At 63.8% G+C, this 21,011-nt stretch carries 18 protein-coding genes; 10 read left to right on the top strand and 8 right to left on the bottom strand.

What is annotated here, in order from left to right:
• Positions 1–123: 123 nt before the first annotated feature.
• The 6 genes from PHE40_RS06600 to carA all read right to left on the bottom strand — a co-directional run bounded on the left by PHE40_RS06600 (position 124) and on the right by carA (position 7,268).
• Positions 124–1,320, bottom strand: coding sequence for a threonine ammonia-lyase (locus PHE40_RS06600; RefSeq protein WP_299959769.1), 1,197 nt, complete (start codon positions 1,318–1,320; stop codon positions 124–126).
• Between the two features lie 6 nt (positions 1,321–1,326).
• Entirely contained in the window at positions 1,327–1,800 is a 474-nt protein-coding gene (greA, locus tag PHE40_RS06595; RefSeq protein ID WP_299959766.1) for a transcription elongation factor GreA, read from the bottom strand.
• Between the two features lie 205 nt (positions 1,801–2,005).
• A complete protein-coding gene (gene carB / locus PHE40_RS06590; RefSeq protein ID WP_299959763.1) occupies positions 2,006–5,239 on the bottom strand; it encodes a carbamoyl-phosphate synthase large subunit in 3,234 nt (1,077 codons plus the stop codon).
• Positions 5,240–5,248: 9 nt separating this feature from the next.
• Positions 5,249–5,551: a nucleotidyltransferase family protein gene (locus PHE40_RS06585; RefSeq protein ID WP_299959761.1), complete on the bottom strand. Its 303-nt coding sequence runs from the start codon at positions 5,549–5,551 to the stop codon at positions 5,249–5,251.
• Complete coding sequence (locus PHE40_RS06580; protein WP_299959758.1) at positions 5,548–5,943, bottom strand: HI0074 family nucleotidyltransferase substrate-binding subunit; 396 nt, start codon at positions 5,941–5,943, stop codon at positions 5,548–5,550. The genes PHE40_RS06585 and PHE40_RS06580 overlap by 4 nt, the downstream gene beginning before the upstream one ends.
• A complete protein-coding gene (gene carA / locus PHE40_RS06575; RefSeq protein WP_299959754.1) occupies positions 5,940–7,268 on the bottom strand; it encodes a glutamine-hydrolyzing carbamoyl-phosphate synthase small subunit in 1,329 nt (442 codons plus the stop codon). The genes PHE40_RS06580 and carA overlap by 4 nt, the downstream gene beginning before the upstream one ends.
• A 78-nt stretch (positions 7,269–7,346) precedes the next feature.
• Between carA and PHE40_RS06570 the strand changes: the two genes are divergently transcribed.
• From PHE40_RS06570 to PHE40_RS06545, 6 genes are all read left to right on the top strand, one after another.
• Positions 7,347–7,802, top strand: coding sequence for a GatB/YqeY domain-containing protein (locus PHE40_RS06570; RefSeq protein WP_299959751.1), 456 nt, complete (start codon positions 7,347–7,349; stop codon positions 7,800–7,802).
• A 4-nt stretch (positions 7,803–7,806) separates the two neighbouring features.
• Entirely contained in the window at positions 7,807–9,597 is a 1,791-nt protein-coding gene (dnaG, locus tag PHE40_RS06565; protein ID WP_299959749.1) for a DNA primase, read from the top strand.
• An 81-nt stretch (positions 9,598–9,678) separates the two neighbouring features.
• Positions 9,679–11,592 carry an RNA polymerase sigma factor RpoD gene (rpoD, locus tag PHE40_RS06560; RefSeq protein ID WP_299959746.1) on the top strand — a complete coding sequence of 638 codons (1,914 nt, stop codon included), beginning with the start codon at positions 9,679–9,681 and terminating at the stop codon, positions 11,590–11,592.
• A 1-nt stretch (position 11,593) separates the two neighbouring features.
• Positions 11,594–12,181, top strand: coding sequence for a GNAT family N-acetyltransferase (locus tag PHE40_RS06555; RefSeq protein WP_299959743.1), 588 nt, complete (start codon positions 11,594–11,596; stop codon positions 12,179–12,181).
• Positions 12,178–12,825 (top strand): RluA family pseudouridine synthase, encoded by a 648-nt coding sequence (locus tag PHE40_RS06550; RefSeq protein WP_299959740.1) that lies wholly within the window; start codon positions 12,178–12,180, stop codon positions 12,823–12,825. Before PHE40_RS06555 ends, PHE40_RS06550 begins: the two co-directional genes overlap by 4 nt.
• Positions 12,812–12,988 (top strand): DUF3553 domain-containing protein, encoded by a 177-nt coding sequence (locus tag PHE40_RS06545; protein WP_299959737.1) that lies wholly within the window; start codon positions 12,812–12,814, stop codon positions 12,986–12,988. The genes PHE40_RS06550 and PHE40_RS06545 overlap by 14 nt, the downstream gene beginning before the upstream one ends.
• Here PHE40_RS06545 and PHE40_RS06540 read toward each other — a convergent pair.
• Positions 12,985–13,599 carry a TetR/AcrR family transcriptional regulator gene (locus tag PHE40_RS06540; RefSeq protein WP_299959734.1) on the bottom strand — a complete coding sequence of 205 codons (615 nt, stop codon included), beginning with the start codon at positions 13,597–13,599 and terminating at the stop codon, positions 12,985–12,987. The genes PHE40_RS06545 and PHE40_RS06540 overlap by 4 nt on opposite strands.
• Positions 13,600–13,781: 182 nt before the next feature.
• Between PHE40_RS06540 and PHE40_RS06535 the strand changes: the two genes are divergently transcribed.
• Genes PHE40_RS06535 through radC form a run of 4 tightly spaced genes read left to right on the top strand, consistent with a single transcriptional unit; the run spans position 13,782 to position 20,338 of the window.
• Positions 13,782–15,278 carry an efflux transporter outer membrane subunit gene (locus PHE40_RS06535; protein WP_299959731.1) on the top strand — a complete coding sequence of 499 codons (1,497 nt, stop codon included), beginning with the start codon at positions 13,782–13,784 and terminating at the stop codon, positions 15,276–15,278.
• A 43-nt stretch (positions 15,279–15,321) separates the two neighbouring features.
• Entirely contained in the window at positions 15,322–16,437 is a 1,116-nt protein-coding gene (locus tag PHE40_RS06530; RefSeq protein ID WP_299959728.1) for an efflux RND transporter periplasmic adaptor subunit, read from the top strand.
• Positions 16,438–16,441: 4 nt separating this feature from the next.
• Positions 16,442–19,528 carry an efflux RND transporter permease subunit gene (locus PHE40_RS06525; protein ID WP_299959725.1) on the top strand — a complete coding sequence of 1,029 codons (3,087 nt, stop codon included), beginning with the start codon at positions 16,442–16,444 and terminating at the stop codon, positions 19,526–19,528.
• Between the two features lie 54 nt (positions 19,529–19,582).
• Positions 19,583–20,338: a DNA repair protein RadC gene (radC, locus tag PHE40_RS06520; protein WP_299959722.1), complete on the top strand. Its 756-nt coding sequence runs from the start codon at positions 19,583–19,585 to the stop codon at positions 20,336–20,338.
• Positions 20,339–20,346: 8 nt separating this feature from the next.
• Here the strand turns inward: radC and PHE40_RS06515 are convergent.
• Positions 20,347–21,011 (bottom strand): methyltransferase domain-containing protein (locus tag PHE40_RS06515; RefSeq protein WP_299959719.1); only part of this gene is annotated, 665 nt, incomplete at its 5' end.

The raw sequence follows: 21,011 nt of genomic DNA, 5'->3' as shown, positions 1-21,011 counted from the left end.
CACATCCCGGAGCGATGACGCCCAAAGTTCCAATGTGTCTTCAACAGATGCGCCGCCACTTATCAGAGCCTGAATCATGGTTGCCCATTGATTCAGAACTCGCAATAAAATGCAACTGTAGTGCTAGATGCGGCGCAGGGTGAAGACCTCGGCCAGCGAGGCCTGGATGGCGGCGCCGTGGGCGGCGTCGCGGGCTTCGATCATGACTTCCAACTGCGCGTCCTGCACCGAGGGGCTGGAGAACAGGCGGTGGTGCGAGACCTCGATGATATTGCCGCCCAGCGCACCGATGCGGGTGGCGACCTCGGCCAGCATGCCAGGGCGGTCCGGCATTTCCACCACCACGCGCAGCAGCCGGCCGTCGCGCAGGAGGTTGCGCATGAGGGTGTTGGCGAGGATGCGCGAGTCGATGTTGGCGCCGCAGAGGGTGACGCCGATTTTTTTGCCCCGGAAGCGCTCGGGGAAGGCGAGGACGGCCGCCAGGGCGGCGGCGCCAGCACCCTCGGCGACTTGTTTGGCGCTCTCCACCAGCAAGGCGATGGCGCGTTCCACCTCATGCTCGGAGACGACCAGGACCTCGACATTCAGGGCGCGCAGGATTTCCAGCGGGTTAAGCCCGATGTCGCGCACGGCGATGCCCTCGGCCACGGTGGGGCCGCCGACATGGATGGGTTTGCCCGCCAAAACCTGGGCGAAGGCGGAATAATTTTCGACCTCGACGCCAAAAACCTCCATTTGCGGGCGCAGGGCGCGCGCCACGGTGGCGCAGCCGGAGACCAGGCCGCCGCCGCCGGTGGCGATCACCATCACGTCGAGGTCTGGGACATCCTCCAGCATCTCCAGCGCCATGGTGCCCTGGCCGGCCATCACGGCGGGGTCGTCGTAGGGGTGGATGAAGAACAATCCCTCTTTTTGCGCTAGCTCATGCGCGTGGGCGGCGGCCTCGGCCAGGGTCTCGCCAAAAAGCACCACCTTGGCGCCCCAGGAGGCGGTGCGGGTGACCTTGGTGGAAGGCGTATGCACCGGCATGACGATGGTGGCCTTGATGCCCGTGCGCTGCGAGTGGCGCGCGACCGCCTGGGCGTGGTTGCCGGCCGACATGGCGATGACGCCGGCCGCGCGCTCCTTAGGCGTGAGCAAAGCGATGCGGTTGGCCGCGCCGCGCTCCTTGAAGGCGCCGGTGGCCTGGAGATGGTCGTATTTAAGGTAGATCTCGGCGCCGGTGAGGCGGGAGAGACCGTCAGCGCGCAGGAAGGGCGAGCGTAGCACGGCGCCTTCGATCCGCTTGGCGGCGGCCTGAACGTCCTGGAGGGTGATCATGATATATCAGCCGTAGGTGATTTTGAGGATTTCGTAGGAGCGGTCGCCGCCCGGGGCGGGGACGGAGACGGTGTCTCCGACTTTTTTGGCGATCAGCGCTTTCGCCAGCGGCGAGGTGATGGACAGGCGGGCCTTGCGCACATCGGCCTCGTGGGTGCCGACGATCTGGTAGCAGAATTCCTTCTCGGAATCCTCGTCCATGATGAGCACGCTGGCGCCGAACATCACCGTGTCGCCCGAGAGGGTCGAGGGGTCGATCACCTCGGCGGCGGAGGTGATTTCCTCCAGCTCGGCGATGCGGCCCTCAACGAAGGATTGCCGCTCGCGCGCGGCGTGGTATTCGGCGTTTTCCGAGAGGTCGCCATGGCTGCGGGCCTCCGCGATGGCGCGGATGATGGCGGAACGTTCCGAGCCTTTGAGGTGGCGCAGCTCTTCTTCGAGAGCGGCGAGGCCGGAGGCGGTCATGGGAAATTTCTGCACTGCATCTCCTCAGAGCGCGTGGGCGCCCCGATGGTTAGGGGGAACAAAAGGCAAACGCCGCCGGCACCCGCGCGGGTGCCAGCGACGCTGTTGAAAGACTAGTACCCTGCGTCATTCATGATGCAAGCTACTGCGCGCGGGTTGGTGGGCGGCGCGCGCTAAATATGACTCTAGTGGGACGCGGCATTTTCAATGATGTGTCCCACTAGAGAAAGTACGACTGAAGCGGCGCAACTTCAAGACTGCCCGAAATGAGCGCGGCGATGGCGTGCGCCGTGGCGCGGGCGGCGGCGATGGTGGTGAAATTTGGTACACCATGGGTCAGCGCGGAGCGGCGGATGTCAAAACTGTCAGTCACCGACTGGGCGCCGTGGGCGGTGTTGATGACGAGCTGGATTTCACCTGAGCGGATGGCATCCACACAATGCGGGCGGCCTTCCAGCACTTTGTTGACGCGCTTGACCGGGATGCCGGCCGCGGCGATGTGTTTGGCGGTGCCGGAGGTGGCCATGATGGCAAAGCCGAGGTCAGACAAGCGGCGGGCCACCGGGAGGATGGCGGCTTTGTCTGAGTCCTTCACTGAGAGGAAGGCGGTGCCGCAGAGCGGCAGGATGACGCCCGCCCCCGATTGCGCCTTGGCAAAGGCGCGGGCGAAATTGGTATCCAGCCCCATGACCTCTCCGGTGGATTTCATCTCCGGGCCGAGCAATGTGTCAATATTGGGGAAGCGGGCGAAGGGGAACACGGCTTCCTTCACCGCGACGTGGCGCAGGGCGACCGAGTCGTCGAGCTTGAAGGAGGCCAGTTTTTCACCCGCCATGATCCGGGCGCCGATCTTGGCGACATCCACCCCGGTGGCCTTGGCGACGAAGGGCACGGTGCGCGAGGCGCGCGGGTTGACCTCAAGGACGTAGATCAGGTCGTTCTGGATGGCGTATTGCACGTTCATCAGCCCGACGACGCCCAGCGCCTTGGCCATGGCCACGGTCTCGGCCCGCAGCTCGGCGACGATGGCGGGGGAGAGCGAGTAGGGCGGAATGGAGCAGGCGGAATCACCCGAATGGATGCCCGCTTCCTCGATATGTTCCATGACGCCGGCGACGTAGACGGTCTCGCCATCGCAGATGCAGTCCACATCCACCTCGGAGGCTTCGTTGAGGTAACGGTCGATGAGGACGGGGTTTTCAGCCGAGGCGCGCACGATTTCGCGCATGTAGCGGGCGAGGCCGTTGCGATCGTAGACGATTTCCATCGCGCGGCCGCCGAGCACGTAGGAGGGGCGGATGATGATGGGGTAGCCGATGCGTTCGGCGATGGCCTCGGCCTGTTCGGCGGAGCGGGCGATGCCGTTTTCGGGCTGACGGAGCCCGAGTTTTTGCAGCAGCTCGGCGAAACGCTCGCGGTCCTCGGCGATGTCGATGGCATCAGCCGAGGTGCCGAGGATGGGGATGCCTGCATCCTCCAGCGCCTGGGACAGTTTGAGCGGTGTCTGGCCGCCGTATTGCACGATGCAGCCGAGCAATGTGCCATTCTGCTGCTCGGTGCGGATCAGCGAGATCACGTCCTCGGCGAAGAGGGGCTCGAAGTAGAGGCGGTCTGAGGTGTCGTAATCGGTGGAGACGGTTTCCGGGTTGCAGTTGACCATGATGGTCTCATAGCCGGCCTCGCGCAGGGCGTAGGCGGCGTGGACGCAGCAATAGTCGAACTCGATGCCCTGGCCGATGCGGTTGGGGCCGCCGCCGAGGATGATGATTTTCTGGCGCGCGGTGGGGGCGGCTTCGCAGATGGGGGCGCTGTAGCTGCCCTCGTAGGTGCCATACATATAAGCGGCCTGGGAGGAGAATTCGCCGCCGGAGGTGTCAATGCGCTTGTAAACCGGAGTGACGCCCAGCTTCAGCCGTGCCTCGGTGATGGCGGCTTCCGCCCGGCCGCAGAGCTGGGCCAGGCGCTTGTCGGCGAAGCCGAGCGCCTTGAGCTTGCGCAAGCCCAGGGCATCGCGCGGGAGGCCGTTTTTTTTCACCTCGTTTTCGGCGTCGATGATGATCTGCATCTGGTTGAGGTACCAGGGGTCGAACTTGCAGGCGGCGTGGATGTCTTCCACCGGAACGCCGGCGCGCAGGGCCTGGGCGGCCATCAGCAAGCGGTCCGGCCGGGGGGTTGAGAGGGCGGCGCGGAAGGCATCGGCCGTGCCGTCGCCCGGCGGGGTGACTTCGTCGAGGCCGGAGAGGCCGGTTTCCAGGCTGCGCAGGCCCTTTTGCAGGGCCTCGGCGAAGTTGCGGCCGATCGCCATGGCCTCGCCGACGGATTTCATGGAAGTGGAGAGCAGCGCCGGGGTGCCGGGGAATTTCTCGAAGGTGAAGCGGGGGATTTTGATGACGACATAGTCGATCACCGGCTCGAAGGATGCGGGGGTGGCCTTGGTGATGTCGTTCTGTAGCTCGTCCAGCGTGTAGCCGACCGCGAGTTTGGCGGCGATTTTGGCGATAGGGAAGCCGGTGGCCTTTGAGGCCAGGGCGGAGGAGCGCGAGACGCGCGGATTCATCTCGATGACGACCATGCGGCCGTCGACCGGGTTGATGCCAAACTGCACGTTGGAGCCGCCGGTATCCACGCCGATGCGGCGCAGGCAGGCGATGGAGGCATCGCGCAGGATCTGGAATTCTTTGTCGGTGAGGGTGAGCGCCGGGGCGACGGTGACGCTATCGCCGGTGTGCACGCCCATGGGGTCTATGTTCTCGATGGAACAGATGATGATGCAGTTGTCGGCGCCATCGCGGACCACCTCCATCTCGTATTCTTTCCAGCCGAGCACGGACTCTTCCACGAGGACTTCATCGGTTGGCGAGGCGTCGATGCCCGAGGCGCAGATCTCGAAAAATTCCTCGCGGTTATAGGCGATGCCGCCGCCGGTGCCGCCCAAGGTGAAGGAGGGGCGAATGACGGCGGGCAGGCCCACGAGTTCCAGCGCTGCGGCGGCTTCCTCGCGGGTGTGCGCGATCGCGGATTTGGGGCCCATGATGCCGATTTCGGCCATGGCGTCGCGGAATTTCAAACGGTCCTCGGCGCGGTCGATGACATCCGCCTTCGCGCCGATCAATTCCACCCCGTGTTTTTCGAGCGCGCCGGATTTGGCCAGCGTCATCGCGGTGTTGAGCGCGGTCTGCCCGCCCATGGTGGGGAGCAGCGCATCCGGGCGTTCGCGGATGATGATTTTTTCCACCATCTCGGGGGTGATGGGTTCGATATAGGTGGCATCCGCGAGGGAGGGGTCGGTCATGATGGTCGCGGGGTTGGAGTTGACCAGGATGACGCGGTAGCCCTCCTCACGCAGCGCCTTGCACGCCTGCGCGCCGGAATAGTCAAACTCGCAGGCCTGGCCGATGACAATCGGGCCGGCGCCGATGATCATGATGGATTTTATGTCAGTGCGTTTGGGCATGGATGGTCCTTACTCGAAGCCGGGAAGGGCGATTTTATGCGCATCGATGAGCGCGCGGAATTCAGGGGTGATGTTGTGTAGATCGACGAGGTCGACGTTGCAGGCAAGCGGCGCCTCATCGAAGGCATCAGCCAGATGCGCCGATACGGCGGGCGGCAGCGGGGCGCCTGTGTCGATGGCGAGGTCAAGGTCGGAAGCGCGTTTGGTGGTGCCCTTGGCGCGCGAGCCGAACACCCACACCTTGGCGGCGGGGATTTGCGCGCGCAGGATTTTCTGCACCAGGGATAATTCATCCGGGGTTAGGTCGATCACGGCTGCCGGGCTTTTATCTGTTGGGCCAGGAAATGCGCGGCAGCGGCGAAGTTGGGGATTTTACCGGCGACATCGCGAGCCTTGGTTTCGTTGTAGGCATGGCTGGTGGCGTTGCGGGCATCACGGAATATTGTCCACACATCCCAGCTTTGCGCCAGCAGCCCGCGCTCAAAGCCAAGCCTGATGAGACTGGGGAAGGACATTTCGCGCGAGCCAGCCGGCTCGGAAGCCTCCAGATAACGCCGCAGCATCTTGTGGCTAAGCTCGTAGGTATACTCAAAGCGCTGAATGCAGGCGTCACGGATGAAACCGTCCTGCGGGGCGCGCGCAAGGGCCGCCAGGGCTTCGTCCAGCGTGGCGAGGGCTTGCTCGAGGGAAGAGGTGTCGATCACGCCAGCATGTCCACGAAGCGTTTGAAGAGGTAGCTGGAGTCAGACGGGCCCGGCGAGGCTTCAGGGTGGTATTGCACCGAGAAAACGCGCTTGGCCTTGCAGGCGATGCCCTCGTTGGAGCCGTCAAACAGCGACACATGCGTCACTTCCACGCCATCGGGCAGGGATTTTTCATCGACCGCGAAGCCGTGGTTCTGCGAGGTGATCTCCACCTTGCCTGTCACCAGGTCTTTCACCGGCTGGTTGGCGCCGCGGTGGCCGCGCTCCAGCTTGTAGGTTTTGCCGCCGAGCGCGGTGGCGAGCAGCTGGTGGCCGAGGCAGATGCCGAAGATGGGCACGCCAGCCTCCATGACGCCCTGGATGGCGGGGACGGCGTAGGCGGCGGTGGCGGCCGGGTCACCCGGGCCGTTGGAGAGAAACACGCCGTCCGGATCGTGGCGCAGGATTTCAGCCGCGGTGGAGGCAGCGGGGACGACGATGACACGGCAGCCGGCGGAGGCGAGCGAGCGCAGGATGTTGCGCTTGGCGCCGTAATCCACCGCGACGATGGTGTGCCGTGTCTCGGGGGTGGCGAAGCCGTGCGCCCAGCTCCATGTGCCGCCGGTCCATTCGTAGGGCTGGGTGCAGGAGACCTCGACGGCGAGGTCCAGCCCGTTCAGGCCGCTCCAGGCGGCGGCGGTGGCGGCCAGGGCGGCGAGGTCGAACTTGCCGTCAGCCGGGAAGGACAGCACGGCGGAGGGGGCGCCAAGGTCGCGGATGCGCAGGGTGAGCGCGCGGGTATCCACGCCGGAGAGGCCGGGGATGTTCATGCGCTTGAGCCAGGAATCCAGGCCGGAGGTGGCGCGGTAGTTGGAGGGGGCGGTGATGTCCTCCTTGACGACCAGGCCGCGGGCGAAGACTTGCGCGGCCTCACAATCTTGCGCGTTGGCGCCGGTATTGCCGATATGGGGGAAGGTGAAGGTGATGATCTGCCCGGCGTAGGAGGGGTCGGTCAGGGTTTCCTGATAGCCGGTCATCCCGGTGTTGAAGCAGAGTTCGGCAGGGGCGCTGGTGCCGTGCGCGCCAAGGCCGCGGCCCCAGAAGACGGAGCCATCGGCCAGCACCAGGGCGGCGGTGGCGCCGGACGGTATGTCGCTCTCCACGGCGGAGCGGGGCAGATCGCCCATGTTCAGGCCCGTGGCGGCGCAGATGGCCGGCCAGTGGCGGGAGGGGATGGCGCCCGAGCTGCGCCATTTCCTGATGGCATCGGGCGAGACGCCTGTTAGTGTGGCGGCGGCATCAGCGCCGCCCAGAAGGTCGATGAGGTCTGCGATGGAAATTGACATGAAAATCTGCTACCGGATTTTTTGTCCAGCTTCAACGTACATCGAATGGGCTGGAAATTTTTTCCGAAGGGGATGAGCATGAGTTTGCGTGAAGATATTACAGCCGCCGTGAAAACCGCCATGCTGGCGCGCGATGCCGAGCGGACCTCGACCCTGCGGATGATCCAGGCGAAATTAAAGGATACCGATATCGCGGCGCGGCCGAAGGGGATTGCCGCGATACCGGATGACGAGATTTTTGCGATGCTGCGTTCGATGATCAAATCGCGCCGGGATTCCGTGACGTTGTACCGCCAGGGCGCGCGCGAGGAGCTGGCTGCGAAAGAAGAGGCGGAGATTACTGTTATTGAAGAATTTTTACCGCAGACGCTGGCCGGTGAGGCGCTGCGCGAGGCGATTGCCGCCGCCATCGCCGAGACCGGGGCGGCCAGCGCCAAGGATATGGGTAAGGTGATCGGCGCGCTGAAGGCCAAACATGGCGCGGCGCTGGACATGGGCGTGGCCTCCGCCGCCGTGAAGGCCGCGCTGGGCTGAAGCCATGGCGCTGCCCGCTAATTTTCTCGATGAGTTGCGGGCGCGCACGCCGATTGCCGGGGTGATCGGGCGGTCGGTGAAGCTCACGCGCTCGGGGCGGGATATTAAGGGGTGCTGCCCGTTCCATGGCGAGAAAACGCCGTCGTTTTACGTGTATGACGACCATTATCACTGTTTTGGTTGCGGCGAGCATGGGGATGTCATCACGTTTGTGATGAAGACCACGGGCGCTGGGTTCATGGAGGCGGTGGAGAGCCTGAGCGCCGAAGCGGGGCTGGAGGTGCCCAAGGCGAGCCCGCAGGCGGCGCAGGCCGAGCAGCGGCGGGCTGATATTTCCGAGGTGCTGGCGGCCGCGGGCAAGGTGTACCAGAGGTTTTTGCATGAGCCGCAGGGCAAGCTGGCGCTGGATTATCTGCGCGCGCGCGGCCTGAGCGATGAGACCATCCGGCGGTTTGGCCTGGGCTGGTCGGGCGAGGGGCGGGGCGTTTTGGCGGCGGCGTTGCGCGGGCAGGGGATAAAGCCCGAGCAGCTGATTGAGGCCGGGCTGATGAAGCAGGGCGAGCATGGCCCGGTGGATATGTTCTTCTCGCGCGTGATGTTCCCGATTACTGACCGGCGGGGCAATGTGATCAGCTTCGGCGGCCGGATCATGGGGGATGGCCAGCCCAAATATGTGAACGGGCCGGAGACGGCGGTGTTCTCCAAACGGCGCGCGCTCTACGGGCTGAATCTGGCGCGCGAGGCGGTGCGCAAGGGTGCGCAGTTGATTGTTGTTGAAGGATATATGGATGTCATCGCCCTGGCGCAGGGCGGGTTTGGCGGGGCGGTGGCGCCGCTGGGGACGGCGCTGACGGAGGAGCATCTGGCGGAGATCTGGCGGATTTCACCCGAGCCGGTGATCTGTTTTGACGGCGATGCCGCCGGGCGGCGCGCGGCGCTGAAGACGGCGGATATGGCGCTGGGGGCGCTGGGGGCTGACAAATCCCTCAGATTCCTGAATTTGCCGGAAAAGGATGACCCGGACAGCCTGATCAGGCGCGAGGGGGCGGCGGCGTTCAAGGTCCGGCTGGAGAGCGCGAAGCCGATTTCCGCTGCTTTGTATGACATGCTGGCCGAAGGCGGGGGGCGCACCACGCCGGAGGCGCGCGCGGCATTCCGGCAGCGTTTGATAGAGGTTGCGGGCCGGATACCGGATAAAAACCTGGCCGGAGAGTATCGCGCGATGCTGCTGGAGCGGTTTTTTGCCGAGCGGCGGGCGGGCAAGCCGGGGGGGGCGAAGAAGCCGGCGGCGTTTGTGCGCGATGTGACGCCGCCGGATGCCGCGGGGGCGCAGGAGAAGCGGGCGCGGCTGATGCTGGCGGTGCTGCTGGCGTATCCGGCATTGATCCCCGATGTGGAGGAGGCGTTTGCCAGGGTGAGGCTGCCGCCGGCTTGTAAGAGACTCCGCGAGGCGCTTGGGAGATATGCCGCGCAGGCGAAAAGCCTTGACACGGAAAGCCTGTTCACCCACTTGAGCCACCTTGGTCTGGCCGGTGAGGCGAGGCTGATCGCGGCCGATGCGGCTGGGGATTTCCGCCTCGCGCCTGATGCAAGCTTGTCCCAGGTCGCGGAAATCTGGTGGAGTTGGTATATATTGATGGATTTCAGCATCGAGATGTTGCGTGCCCAGCGTGACGAGCAGGAGCGGTTCTGGAAGGCCAACCAGGATGATGCCGGTGCGTGGAGCCGGCTCATTAAATATAATGAGCTGTTGCGCCAGGCGATGGCCGGAGAGTACGGCGCCGCAGATCCGTGACTTAAATGGGGCAAGCTTCTTGCCTACATAACGAATAGTAAAATAATACACCCCCCGTCATTCCCGGAGTACCGCCTGATCATGGCAATCAAGCCCGCGACCACCGCCACAGAGACCCCAGCCCCCGAGGCCGAAGCTGACGCCAATGTGCTTGATACGCAGTCGGCATCCGTCAAGCGGCTGATCGCCAAGGGCAAGGAGCGCGGCTATATCACCTTCGATGAGCTGAATGCCGTCCTGCCGGCGGAGCAGAACTCCTCCGAGCAGATCGAGGACATCATGGCGATGCTCTCGGAGATGGGCATTCAGGTGGTGGAGAGCGAGGAAGGCGAGGATGCGGAGGCCACCGCCGCGCCCAAGGAAGAGGCCGCCGAGGACGATGAAGGCCCGGCGGGCAATATCTCGGAAAGCTCGGTTAGCCGTACCGATGATCCGGTGCGTATGTATCTGCGCGAGATGGGAACGGTGGAGCTGCTCTCGCGCGAGGGTGAGATCGCCATCGCCAAGCGGATAGAAGCCGGGCGGGATATGATGATTCGCGGCTTGTGCGAGAGCCCGCTGACGTTCCGCGCCATCATCGCCTGGCACGAGGCGCTGAACAACGGCCGGGTGCTGCTGCGCGATGTGATCGACCTGGAGGCGATGCAGGCGGGTAATGAGCCGGGCGCCGCGGAGGGGTTTGCGGCCGCCGAGGAACTCGATGAGGATGAGGAAGGCGATGGCGGCGGCATGTCGCTGGCGGCGCTGGAAGAGAAGCTGAAGCCGGAAATCTTCACGTATTTCGAGGATATCGAGAAGCTCTATGAAAAGCTGGCGAAAATCCAGCAGAAACGGCTGGATAACCTGACGGCCGGGGGTAATGTGAACTCGCGCTCGGAGAAGGCCTATGAGAAGCTGCGCGATGAGCTGGTGGCCAAGGTGGAGCAGGTGCGGCTGCACAACAACCGCACCGAGGAGTTGGTGGCGCAGCTGAAGGTGCTGAACCAGAGGCTGAACGGGCTGGAGGGGCAGATTATGCGCCTTGCCGAGGGCGCGAAAGTGACACGCGAGGAGTTTTTGCAGCATTACCGGGGCCGGGAGATGGACCCCGGCTGGATGAATTATGTGGCGGCGCTGCCGGGCAAGGGGTGGAAGGAGTTCGTGAAAAAATTCACCCCGCAGGTGAGCGAGCTGCGCGCCCAGATTGGCAAGGTGGCATCCGAGGGAGGGCTGCCGATTGAGGAGTTCCGCCGGGTTTATACCACCGTCTCGCGCGGGGAGCGCGATTCCACGCGGGCGAAGAAGGAGATGATCGAGGCCAATCTGCGTCTCGTGATCTCGATTGCGAAGAAGTACACCAACCGTGGTTTGCAGTTCCTGGATTTGATCCAGGAGGGCAATATCGGGCTGATGAAGGCTGTGGATAAGTTCGAGTACCGCCGGGGCTATAAGTTCTCGACCTATGCGACGTGGTGGATCCGCCAGGCGATCACGCGCTCCATCGCCGACCAGGCGCGTACCATCCGTATTCCGGTGCATATGATCGAGACGATCAACAAGCTGGTACGCACCTCGCGCCAGATGCTGCACGAGATCGGCCGTGAGCCCACACCTGAGGAACTGGCCGAAAAGCTCGGCATGCCGCTGGAAAAAGTGCGCAAGGTGCTGAAGATCGCGAAGGAGCCGATCTCGCTGGAGACGCCGATCGGCGATGAGGAAGACAGCCATCTGGGCGACTTCATCGAAGACAAGGGGGCGATTATTCCACTGGATGCCGCCGTGCAGGCGAATTTACGCGAGGCGGCGACAAGGGTGCTCTCCTCGCTGACGCCGCGCGAGGAGCGCGTGCTGCGCATGCGTTTCGGCATCGGCATGAACACTGATCATACGTTGGAGGAGGTTGGGCAGCAGTTCAACGTGACGCGCGAACGTATCCGCCAGATTGAGGCGAAGGCGCTGCGGAAACTCAAGCACCCTTCACGCTCGCGCAAGCTGCGCAGCTTCCTGGACGACTGATATGCTGGACTATGCGCGCGTGATGCCGGGAGAAGCCTTCGACCGGGTTGAGGTGGAGGTGGTGTTCCTGCGCATGAATCAGGCGCCCAAACGGCCGTTGGCGGTGCTGCCGGCGAGCGCGGTGCTGAGCCGCGAGCGGTTGAGCGTGGCTGAATACCGGGTGCTGTATAACGAGGTTGGCGGCCCGTGGCTTTGGTGGCTGCGCCGGATGATGCCCGATGATATGCTGGCGCGGCATCTGGCGAACTCGGCGGTGGCGTTTCATGTATTGCGGGTGGATGGGCAGGTGGCGGGGTTTTTTGAGACCGATGCCGGGTATTGGCCCAATGTGAATCTGAATTATTTCGGCCTGATGCCGGCGTTCATCGGCAAGGGGCTGGGCAAGCCGCTGCTGGATGCGGCGGTGGACAGCGTGTTCGACGGGGGCTCGCCGTTGCGGGGGATGACGGTGAATACCTGTTCGGCGGACCATCCGCGCGCGTTGCCGAACTATGTGGCCGCCGGGTTTAAGGAAGTGCGGCGCATCCGTGAGGAGTGGGACATTCCCCGCCGCCTGGGTTTGAAATTGCCGGAGCATTTGCGCGGGTGACGCCCCCCGGCGTGCTGTACCGGGACCGGCGGTTTATAATTGTTGATAAGCCCGCTGGCTTGCCGGTGCATGCCGGGCGCGCGGGCGGGCCGAGCGTGGAGGATTTTTTCCCCCCATGGCGGCTGGGGCGCGATGGCCCGTGGCTGGCGCACCGGCTGGACCAGGATACGGCGGGTTGCTTGGTGATTGCGTTGAAGAAAGCGGCGTTGCTGGCGGCGCAGGCGTGTTTTGCTGGCGGGGCGGCGCAAAAGACCTATTGGGCCGTGGTGCGCGGCGTGCCGAAGGCTTTGGAGGGGGTGGTTGATCTGCCCCTGGCCAAGGTGACGCAGGGGCGGGCCTGGAAAATGGCGCCGGATGCGGCGGGGCAGCCAGCACTGACGCATTGGCGGGTGATGGGGCAGGGGGTGGGGATGAGCTGGATCGAATTTTCTCCTAAGACCGGGCGCACGCACCAGATCCGGGCGCATGCCGCGGCGCTGGGGCATCCGATTGCAGGCGATGCCGTGTATGGCGGCGGGGCGGGCGCGCTGCATTTGCTGGCGCGGCGGATTGTTTTGCCGCTGGAGCCAGAACTGGCGGCGCAGGCGCCGGTGCCCACGCATATGGCGGCGGCGATGCGGGCGTGTGGTTATGCCGCGCTCTGAGTTTGAGCCGGGGCAGTATGTGCGCCACCCGCAAAAGCCGGAATGGGGGCTGGGGCAGGTGCAGAGCGCCATCGGCCACCGGGTGACGGTGATGTTCGAGCACGTGGGGAAGGTGTTGATCGACACCTCGGTGGTGGTGCTGGAGCTGGCGCGCGCGTTTTAGGCTTGGTGCCGGGTCGCGCAGCCGGCGAGGAAAATATCGACAGCATCGCGGACGCGTTTTTCAAGCGCCTGTTTGCTGGGCGCGGCGCGGAAGCCGACCAGCACGCCGAGGTGGAATTCACCGATGGCCATGCCAAAGAGCATGGCGGCCATTTCTTTCGGGTCGGCGGTGGTGAGGCAGGCATGTTTTGTTACGAGTTCCGCCAGACAGCATTCCAGCTTGCTCTTGGCTTTGGTGACATGCGAGCGGAGGAATACGCGGCCGAAATCCGGGCTGTGGGTGTATTCGGCCATGATCAGGCGGAGCAGGGAGATCTGTTCGGGCGAGAGCAGAAAGCGGGCGAGACAGAGTACATTGGCGACCAGTTGGTCGCGCGTTGAGGTGTCCGGCCCGGGTTCGGGAAATTTCAGCAGCGCATGGTGATGCGCGAGCAGGGCGACGAACAGATCAGCCTTGGATTCGACCAATGTGTAGACCGTTTTTTTGGACATGCCGGCGGCCTTGGCGACATCGCTCATGGTTGCCGCGTGGTAGCCCTTGGCCAGAAAAATATCCTCTGCCGCGGCGATGAGTTCGGCCATGCGCGGGGCGCCCGGGGCATCGGCCTGCACGGCTGGGGGGGGCGCCTGGGTGGCGCGAGGTTTGGTTGTTGTGGTTGTTGGTTTGCGACCCGCAGAATGTTCCGCCATTGCGGCATCATAGGAAGTTTTTAGAAACTTACAAGTTTCCTTAACACAAAGTTGTTAAGTTCTTGCAGCTTGACGCTGGCTGTGAACGCCGGTAGCTGAGAGTTATGAAACCAACGGGTTTCCTTAAGCGCGTGCTCTCCTTGTTGCTCGCCGGCAGTGTTGCCGGGTGCGCCGTGGGGCCTGATTATCATCAGCCTGCCGCCCCCCAGGCCGCGCTGACGCCAACCCCCTTGCCTGCGCAAACTCTGGCGGCTGGCGGTGTGGCGCAGGTTTTTTCACCAGGCGCGGATATCGCGGGGGATTGGTGGCGCCTGTACCACAGCCCGGAACTTGATGCGCTGATTGCGCAGGCGCTGGCGCGCAATCCGAGTTTGCAGGCGGCGCAGGCAACCTTGTTGCAGGCGGAAGAAAACCAGCGCGCCGATCTGGGCACGCTGATGCCATCGCTCAGTGCCGGGTTCAAGGCGCAGCGGGGCCAGAACTCGATGGACAGTACGGCGGGTTCGGGTTTTGCGGCGACGAAGCCGCTGCCGGCCTATACGTTGTATAATGCTTCGCTCAGCGTCTCCTACGCGCTGGATATATGGGGTGGGGCGCGGCGCGGGCTGGAGAGCGTGGCCGCGCAGACGCAGTATCAGCACTATGAGCTGGAGGCGGCGTATCTGACGTTGACGGCCAATATCGTGACCGCGGCGATTCAGGAAGCCTCACTGCGGGCGCAGATAGACGCAACGAATCAAGTGATCGGCGACGAGCGGCAGCAATTGGGTATTTTGCAGAGCCAGCTCAGCCTGGGCGGGGTGGCGCAGGCCAGCGTGTTGCAGCAGCAGGCGGCGCTGGCGGCGAGCGAAGCGGCGTTGCCGCCGTTGCAGGCGGCGCTGGTACAGGCGCGCAACCAGCTGGCGGGGTTTGCGGGGGTGGTGCCGGGGGATTTTCACGCGGCGGATTTCACGCTGGATTCGCTGCATTTGCCCGTGACGCTGCCGGTGAGCGTGCCTTCGGCCATTGTCGCGCAGCGGCCCGATATTCAGGCGGCCTCGGCGCAGCTGCACGAGGCTTCGGCAAATGTCGGCGTGGCGGATGCGCAGATGCTGCCGCAGATTTCGCTGACCGCTGATATTGGCCACGAGGCGGTGAGCACGGGCGATTTGTTCGTGCCGCAGACGTTGCTGTGGAACCTGGTCGCGGGGGTGACGCAGCCGATTTTCGAGGGCGGGCAGCTCTCCGCCAAGCGCAAGGCGGCGCTGGCGGCGTTGCAGGCTTCCGGGGCGCAATATCAGGCCACGGTGATCAGCGCGTTCCAGAATGTGGCGGATGCGCTCTCGGCTTTGCAATATGATGCGATGACGCTGAACGCGGCGGATACGGCGGCGGCGGCGGCGGCGCAGAGCCTGGCGGTGACGCAGGCGCAGTACCAGCTGGGCGGGCAGCCGTTGAGCGCGGTGCTGATCGCGCAGACCAATTATCAGAACGCGGCGATCGCCCAGGTGAAGGCAAGCGCCGCGCGGCTGGCCGATACCGCGGCATTATATCAGGCGCTGGGCGGCGGGTGGTGGCATCGCGAGGATGTTGCCGCCTCCTGTTGCGGCGTTATTCCATGAGGATCGCGAGAGCATGAGAAAGGCCCCGAAACTGATGCGGCGCATGATAATAATGCTGGCGGGCGTTGGCGTTTTGTTTTTCCTGGTGTTCGGCTACGGCGCGGTCAGGAGTATTATGATCGCGAAGTTCCTCGCTGGGTTCGCCAATCAGGTGCAGACGGTCGCAACGATTACCGCGGCATCCTCCAGCTGGCAGCCGGAGTTGCGCTCGGTGGGCAGTGTGACGGCGGTGAACGGCGCGCAGATTTCGGCGGAGGTGCCGGGCATCGTTGATACGATCCATTTTCAGTCGGGCATGGATGTGCCGGCGGGGGCGCTGCTGGTGACGCTGCGGGCCAATAACGACCCGGCGGTGCTGGCGCAGTTGCAGGCGGCGGCGACGCTGGCGAAGGTGACCTACGAGCGCGATGTGAAGCAGTTGCAGGCCAAGGCGGTGGCGGTAGCGCAGGTGGATACCGACCGCGCCAATCTGGCGGCGGCGCAGGCGCAGGTGCAGGGCGAGGAAGCGTTGATCGCGGAGAAAACCATCCGTGCGCCGTTTGCCGGGCGGTTGGGGATACGCCAGATTGATCCCGGGCAGTACCTGACCGCGGGGGCGCCGATTGTGACGCTAGAGCAGCTGAACCCGGTTTATGTGGATTTCTATTTGCCGCAGCAGGCGCTGGCGCAGTTGAAAACCGGGCAGGGTGTGCAGGTGGAGGTGGATGCGTATCCGGGGCAGGTGTTTAAGGGCAGGATCTCGGCCATTGACGCCGCGGTGGACACCGCCAGCCGCAACGTGCACGTGCGCGCGGTGCTGCCGAACGATAAATTGGCGCTGCGCCCTGGCATGTTTGCCACGGTGAAAATTCTGGTGGGCGCGGCGCATGATTATATCACCCTGCCGCAGACGGCGATCACCTATAATCCATATGGCGATACGGTGTTTGTGGTGAACCATGAGACCAGCGCGGCCGGCAAGGATGAACTCGCCGCGCATGAGGTGTTTGTGACCACCGGCGATACGCGCGGCGACCAAGTGGCGGTAACCGCCGGGTTGAAGCCTGGCGATGTGGTGGTGAGCGCCGGGCAGTTGAAGCTGCGCAACGGCTCGCTGGTGGCGATTAACAATACCGTGCAGCCGCCAGACAGCCCCAACCCCAACCCGCCGAACGAATAGGCCGATGAAACGTTTCACTGATCTTTTCATCGCCCGGCCGGTGCTTGCCATCTCGGTCAGCGTGCTGATTTTCGTCCTGGGCCTGCGGGCCGTGGGCCAGTTGCCAGTGCAGGATTTTCCGCAGACGGAAAACGCCACCATCACCATCACCACGACCTATCCCGGCGCCTCGCCGGATGTGGTGGCGGGGTTCATCACCACGCCGATTGAGAATGCTGTCGCGCAGGTGAACGGCATTGATTACATGACCTCGTCGAGCCAGACGAGCATGAGCACCATCACCATCAACCTGGTGCTGAATCATGACCCGGACAAAGCGCTCACCGAGATCAGCGCGCAGGTTAACTCAGTGCTTAATCAGCTGCCGAGCGGGGCGCAGCAGCCGGTGCTATCGCTGATGATAGGCCAGACCTTCGATGCGATGTATATCGGCTTCCGCAGCGATGTGCTCTCGGGCAACCAGATAACCGACTATATCACCCGCGTGGTGCAGCCGCAGTTGCAGGCGGTGAAGGGGGTGCAGCAGGCGGAGATTCTGGGGGCACAGAATTTTGCCATGCGCGTGTGGTTGAACCCGCAGAAGCTGAGCGCCTACGGGCTGACGGCGACGGATGTTTACGCAGCACTTGGCAGCAATGATTTCATCGCGCCGCTGGGCAACACCAAGGGGCAGATGACGCAGATTTCGCTTACCGCCACGACCGGGCTGCATAGCGCCGCGGCGTTCAGGAATCTGATCGTCAAGCAGCAAAACGGCGCGATCATCCGGCTGGGGGATGTCGCCACTGTGGCGCTGGGTTCGGATAGTTATGAGCAGGATGTGACGTTCGATAACAAGGCGGGCGTGTTCATCGGGATTAAGGTGGCGCCGAGCGCTAATCTGTTGCAGGTGGTGGACGGGATACGCAAGGTGTTTCCGCAGATCCAGGCCAATCTGCCGAGCGGACTGACTGGGCAGATTGTGTTCGACTCGACGAAATTCGTTGATGCGTCGATCCATGACGTGCTGACCGCGCTGGTGGAGGCGCTGATCATCGTGACGCTGGTGGTGTTCGCGTTTTTGGGCTCGCCGCGCTCGGTGCTGATCCCGGTGATCGCGATTCCGCTGTCGCTGATCGGCGCGTTTGCGATGATGCTGGCGTTTGGCTTCTCCATAAACCTGCTGACGCTGCTGGCGCTCGTGCTGGGCATCGGCCTGGTGGTGGATGACGCGATTATCGTGGTGGAGAATGTGAACCGGCATCTCGACACCGGGGAGACGCCGTATGAGGCGGCGCGGCGGGCGGCCGGCGAGCTGGGGGGGCCGATTATTGCGATGACGGTGGTGCTGGTCGCGGTGTATCTGCCGATCGGGTTTCAGAGCGGGCTGACCGGCGCGCTCTTCACCGAATTCGCCTTTACCCTGGTGGGGGCGGTGACAATTTCGGCGCTGATCGCGCTGACGCTGACGCCGATGCTGAGCTCGCGGTTTTTGCGGCCGCCGCGCCACGGGGCCCCGAACTGGGAGGACCGGCTGGTTGACTTCATCGACCGCCGTTTTGCCGCGTTGCACCGCGTATATACCAAAGCGTTGCACAGCAGCCTGAATACCGTGCCGGTGACGGTTACCTTCGCGGCGATTATTCTGAGCTGCATTGCGTTTCTGGCGCTTGGCTCAAAGAGCGAACTGGCGCCGCAGGAGGATGAGGGGGCGACTTTCGTGTTAGCGACCTCGGCGCCCGATGCCACGATCACGCAGAAGGCGATGTGGGATTCGCATATGAATGCGATTTTTCTGAAGAACCCGGAGGTTGAGCATACATTCCATGTCGATGTTCCGGGGATGGACATTACCGGTGAAGTTCTCAAGCCCTGGGATGAGCGCAGCAAGAACGCCACTTATTTGCAGACGCTGTTCCAGAAGGAGGCCGATGCCGGGGATGCCGGGCAGCAGGTTGTGGTGGGCCAGCCGCCGCCGCTGCCGGGGTCGTCAGGGTTGCCGGTGCAGTTTGTTATTAAATCCACTGATGATTTTTCAAAAATCTATCCGGTGAGCCAGGCGCTGCTGGCCGCCGCGCTGAAGAGCGGTAAGTTCATCTTTCTGCAGAGCGACCTGAAGCTCGACCAGCCGCAAGCCAATGTGGTGATCGACCGTGACAAGGCCGCCGCGCTGGGGCTGAACATGGCCAATGTGGGAGCCGCGCTCGGCGACGCGCTGGGCGGAGGGTATGTGAATTACTTCAGCCTGGATGGGCGTTCCTACAAGGTGATTCCGCAGGTGGCGCGCAAATCCCGCTTGAATGTCGCGGATCTGGATAATTATTATGTGGCTTCGGTGAACGGGGTGAACGTGCCGCTCTCCTCGATCGCGCGGATCACCACTAGCGTGATTCCTGAATCGATCAATCATTTCCAGCAGCAGAATTCCGCCACGCTGCAGGGGGTGGCGGCGCCGGGCGTGAGCGAGGCGCAGGCATTGCAGACCTTGCAGAAACTGGCCGCGAAAATACTCCCGCCGGAGGATAGCGTCGATTACGGCGGCGAGATGCGGCAATATGTGCAGCAGAGCAGCGGGTTCATCCTCACCTTCGCTTTCGCCGTGGTCATTATTTTCCTGGCGCTGTCGGCGTTGTTTAATTCGTTCCGCGACCCGTTGATCATTCTGGTTTCGGTGCCGATGTCGATCGCCGGGGCGCTGATCTTCATCTATCTGGGCTTTGGCGGGTTGACGCTGAACATTTATACCGATGTCGGGCTGATCACGCTGATGGGGCTGGTTAGTAAGCACGGTATTCTGATTGTGGAAGTGGCCAATGAGGCGCAGGCCGCGGGCATGGACAAGCGCGCGGCGATTGAACACGCCGCCAATATCAGGTTGCGTCCGATCCTGATGACCACGGCGGCGATGGTGCTGGGGGTGCTGCCGTTGATTATCGCCACGGGCGCCGGGGCGGCTTCGCGCTTCAATATGGGCATGGTGATCGCGGGGGGGCTGTCAATCGGTACGATGTTCACCCTGTTCGTGGTGCCGGCGGTGTATCTGCTGCTCTCCACCGTGAAGCTGCCCCCCGCGGAGGACGAGGCGCTGCCGGAAGCTGCCGCGCGAGAATAATTCGCGCGTTTTAAGCTTTCGTTACGGCGCGACTCATGGCACGCTATACGTGTCATGAAATATAAAAATTCTACCCAGGGTTTCGCTGACGCCTCGCTGCTGGAGACATTGTCGCCCGATATTCGCCCGCAGAAGCCAGGCGTGGGGGTAAACGGGCATCGTGCCCGTTTACGGGCGCGGTTTCTGGCCGGTGGGGCGGATGCGGTCGCCGAACACGAGCTGATCGAGATGGTGCTGTTTCTGGCCTTGCCCCGGCGGGACACCAAGCCGATCGCCCGTTCGCTGCTGATCCGCTTTGGCTCCTACGCAGGGGTGATCTCGGCCAGTGTGCCGGACCTGCTGGGGGTGGAGGGGCTGGGCGAGGCCGGGGCAACGGCGCTGAAAATGGTGCAGGCGGCGGCGCTGCGCCTGGCCAAGGCGGAGGTGCTCTATAAGCCTGTGCTGAACAACTGGGACAGGCTGATGGAGTATCTTCAGGCGGTGCTGTCGCGCGAGAAGATCGAGCAGTTCCGGGTGCTGTTCCTCGACAACCGCAACCGGCTGCTGGCCGATGAATCGCAGGGCAGCGGCACGGTGAATCATACGCCGGTGTATCCGCGCGAGGTGATAAAGCGCGCGCTGGAGCTGCATGCGACCGCGTTTATTCTGGTGCATAACCATCCCAGCGGCGACCCCGCGCCAAGCGAGGAGGACATCGCGATGACCAGGGAGATCAAGCAGGGGGCGGATGCGCTCTCCATCGTGCTGCACGACCATGTGATCGTTGGCAACGGGCGGTGGCTGAGCTTCCGCCGGGCCGGACTTCTGTAATATGCGCGTTATGATGCCCAGCCGGTGAGCACGGCCATGCGCAGGGTGATTATGTACCGGTCCGCACGCATGGGCAGGGCTGCGAGCGCGGCGGGAAAGAGGGCGCGCGGGGTGAACTTGCGGCTGCGGGCGCGCACGGCATTGGTCTCCCCGGCATCGCGCAGCTCGTGCAGCAGGGCCAGCGGGTCGGCGTATAAAAAGGTGATGTCCTCGGCATCGGCGACGGGGAGCGAGAACCCGGCGCGTTGCAGCAGCCCGGCGCAGTCGCTCAGGTCCGGGAAGGGAGAGATGCGCGGGCTGACGGCGCCGGTGAGGGCTTCCTCGGCGGTGAGCAGGGCGGTGCGCAACGCGGCCAAAGTGCCCAGCGCCGGCATGCTGGCGAGCAGCAACCCCTTTGGGTTGAGTGCGCGGCGCAGCTGGATGAGCGCGCCGGGGAGGTCATTGATCCAGTGCAGCGAGAAATGCGCGGCGATGAGGTCGAATTTTTGTCCCTCCAGGCCGAAATTCTCGCTGGTGATGACGAGCGGCTCGCCGCCGGCCTGGGCGGCGAGGCGGGGGGAGATATCGGCTGAGACAACCTGCATGCCGCGCGCGCGCAGCGCCGGGGCAATGGCGCCGCGGCCGCCAAAATCCAGCGCGGTGGCGAAGGTTTGGGTGGTGTCGTCCAGGCGGT

It is taken from the genome of Acidocella sp., assembly GCF_028687955.1.
Classification (GTDB): domain Bacteria; phylum Pseudomonadota; class Alphaproteobacteria; order Acetobacterales; family Acetobacteraceae; genus Acidocella.
The sequence above is the reverse complement of the archived record's forward strand: the minus strand, read 5'-3'. Positions and strand labels throughout refer to the sequence as shown.

Excerpts from the sequence above, each read along its gene's own strand:
- rpoD (WP_299959746.1), top strand. The coding sequence starts at position 9,679 with ATGGCAATCAAGCCCGCGACCACCGCCACAGAGACCCCAGCCCCCGAG.
- PHE40_RS06545 (WP_299959737.1), top strand. The coding sequence starts at position 12,812 with ATGCCGCGCTCTGAGTTTGAGCCGGGGCAGTATGTGCGCCACCCGCAA.
- PHE40_RS06555 (WP_299959743.1), top strand. The coding sequence starts at position 11,594 with ATGCTGGACTATGCGCGCGTGATGCCGGGAGAAGCCTTCGACCGGGTT.
- PHE40_RS06525 (WP_299959725.1), top strand. The coding sequence starts at position 16,442 with ATGAAACGTTTCACTGATCTTTTCATCGCCCGGCCGGTGCTTGCCATC.
- carB (WP_299959763.1), bottom strand. The coding sequence starts at position 5,239 with ATGCCCAAACGCACTGACATAAAATCCATCATGATCATCGGCGCCGGC.
- PHE40_RS06570 (WP_299959751.1), top strand. The coding sequence starts at position 7,347 with ATGAGTTTGCGTGAAGATATTACAGCCGCCGTGAAAACCGCCATGCTG.
- radC (WP_299959722.1), top strand. The coding sequence starts at position 19,583 with ATGAAATATAAAAATTCTACCCAGGGTTTCGCTGACGCCTCGCTGCTG.
- PHE40_RS06535 (WP_299959731.1), top strand. The coding sequence starts at position 13,782 with ATGAAACCAACGGGTTTCCTTAAGCGCGTGCTCTCCTTGTTGCTCGCC.
- PHE40_RS06600 (WP_299959769.1), bottom strand. The coding sequence starts at position 1,320 with ATGATCACCCTCCAGGACGTTCAGGCCGCCGCCAAGCGGATCGAAGGC.
- dnaG (WP_299959749.1), top strand. The coding sequence starts at position 7,807 with ATGGCGCTGCCCGCTAATTTTCTCGATGAGTTGCGGGCGCGCACGCCG.
- PHE40_RS06530 (WP_299959728.1), top strand. The coding sequence starts at position 15,322 with ATGATAATAATGCTGGCGGGCGTTGGCGTTTTGTTTTTCCTGGTGTTC.
- carA (WP_299959754.1), bottom strand. The coding sequence starts at position 7,268 with ATGTCAATTTCCATCGCAGACCTCATCGACCTTCTGGGCGGCGCTGAT.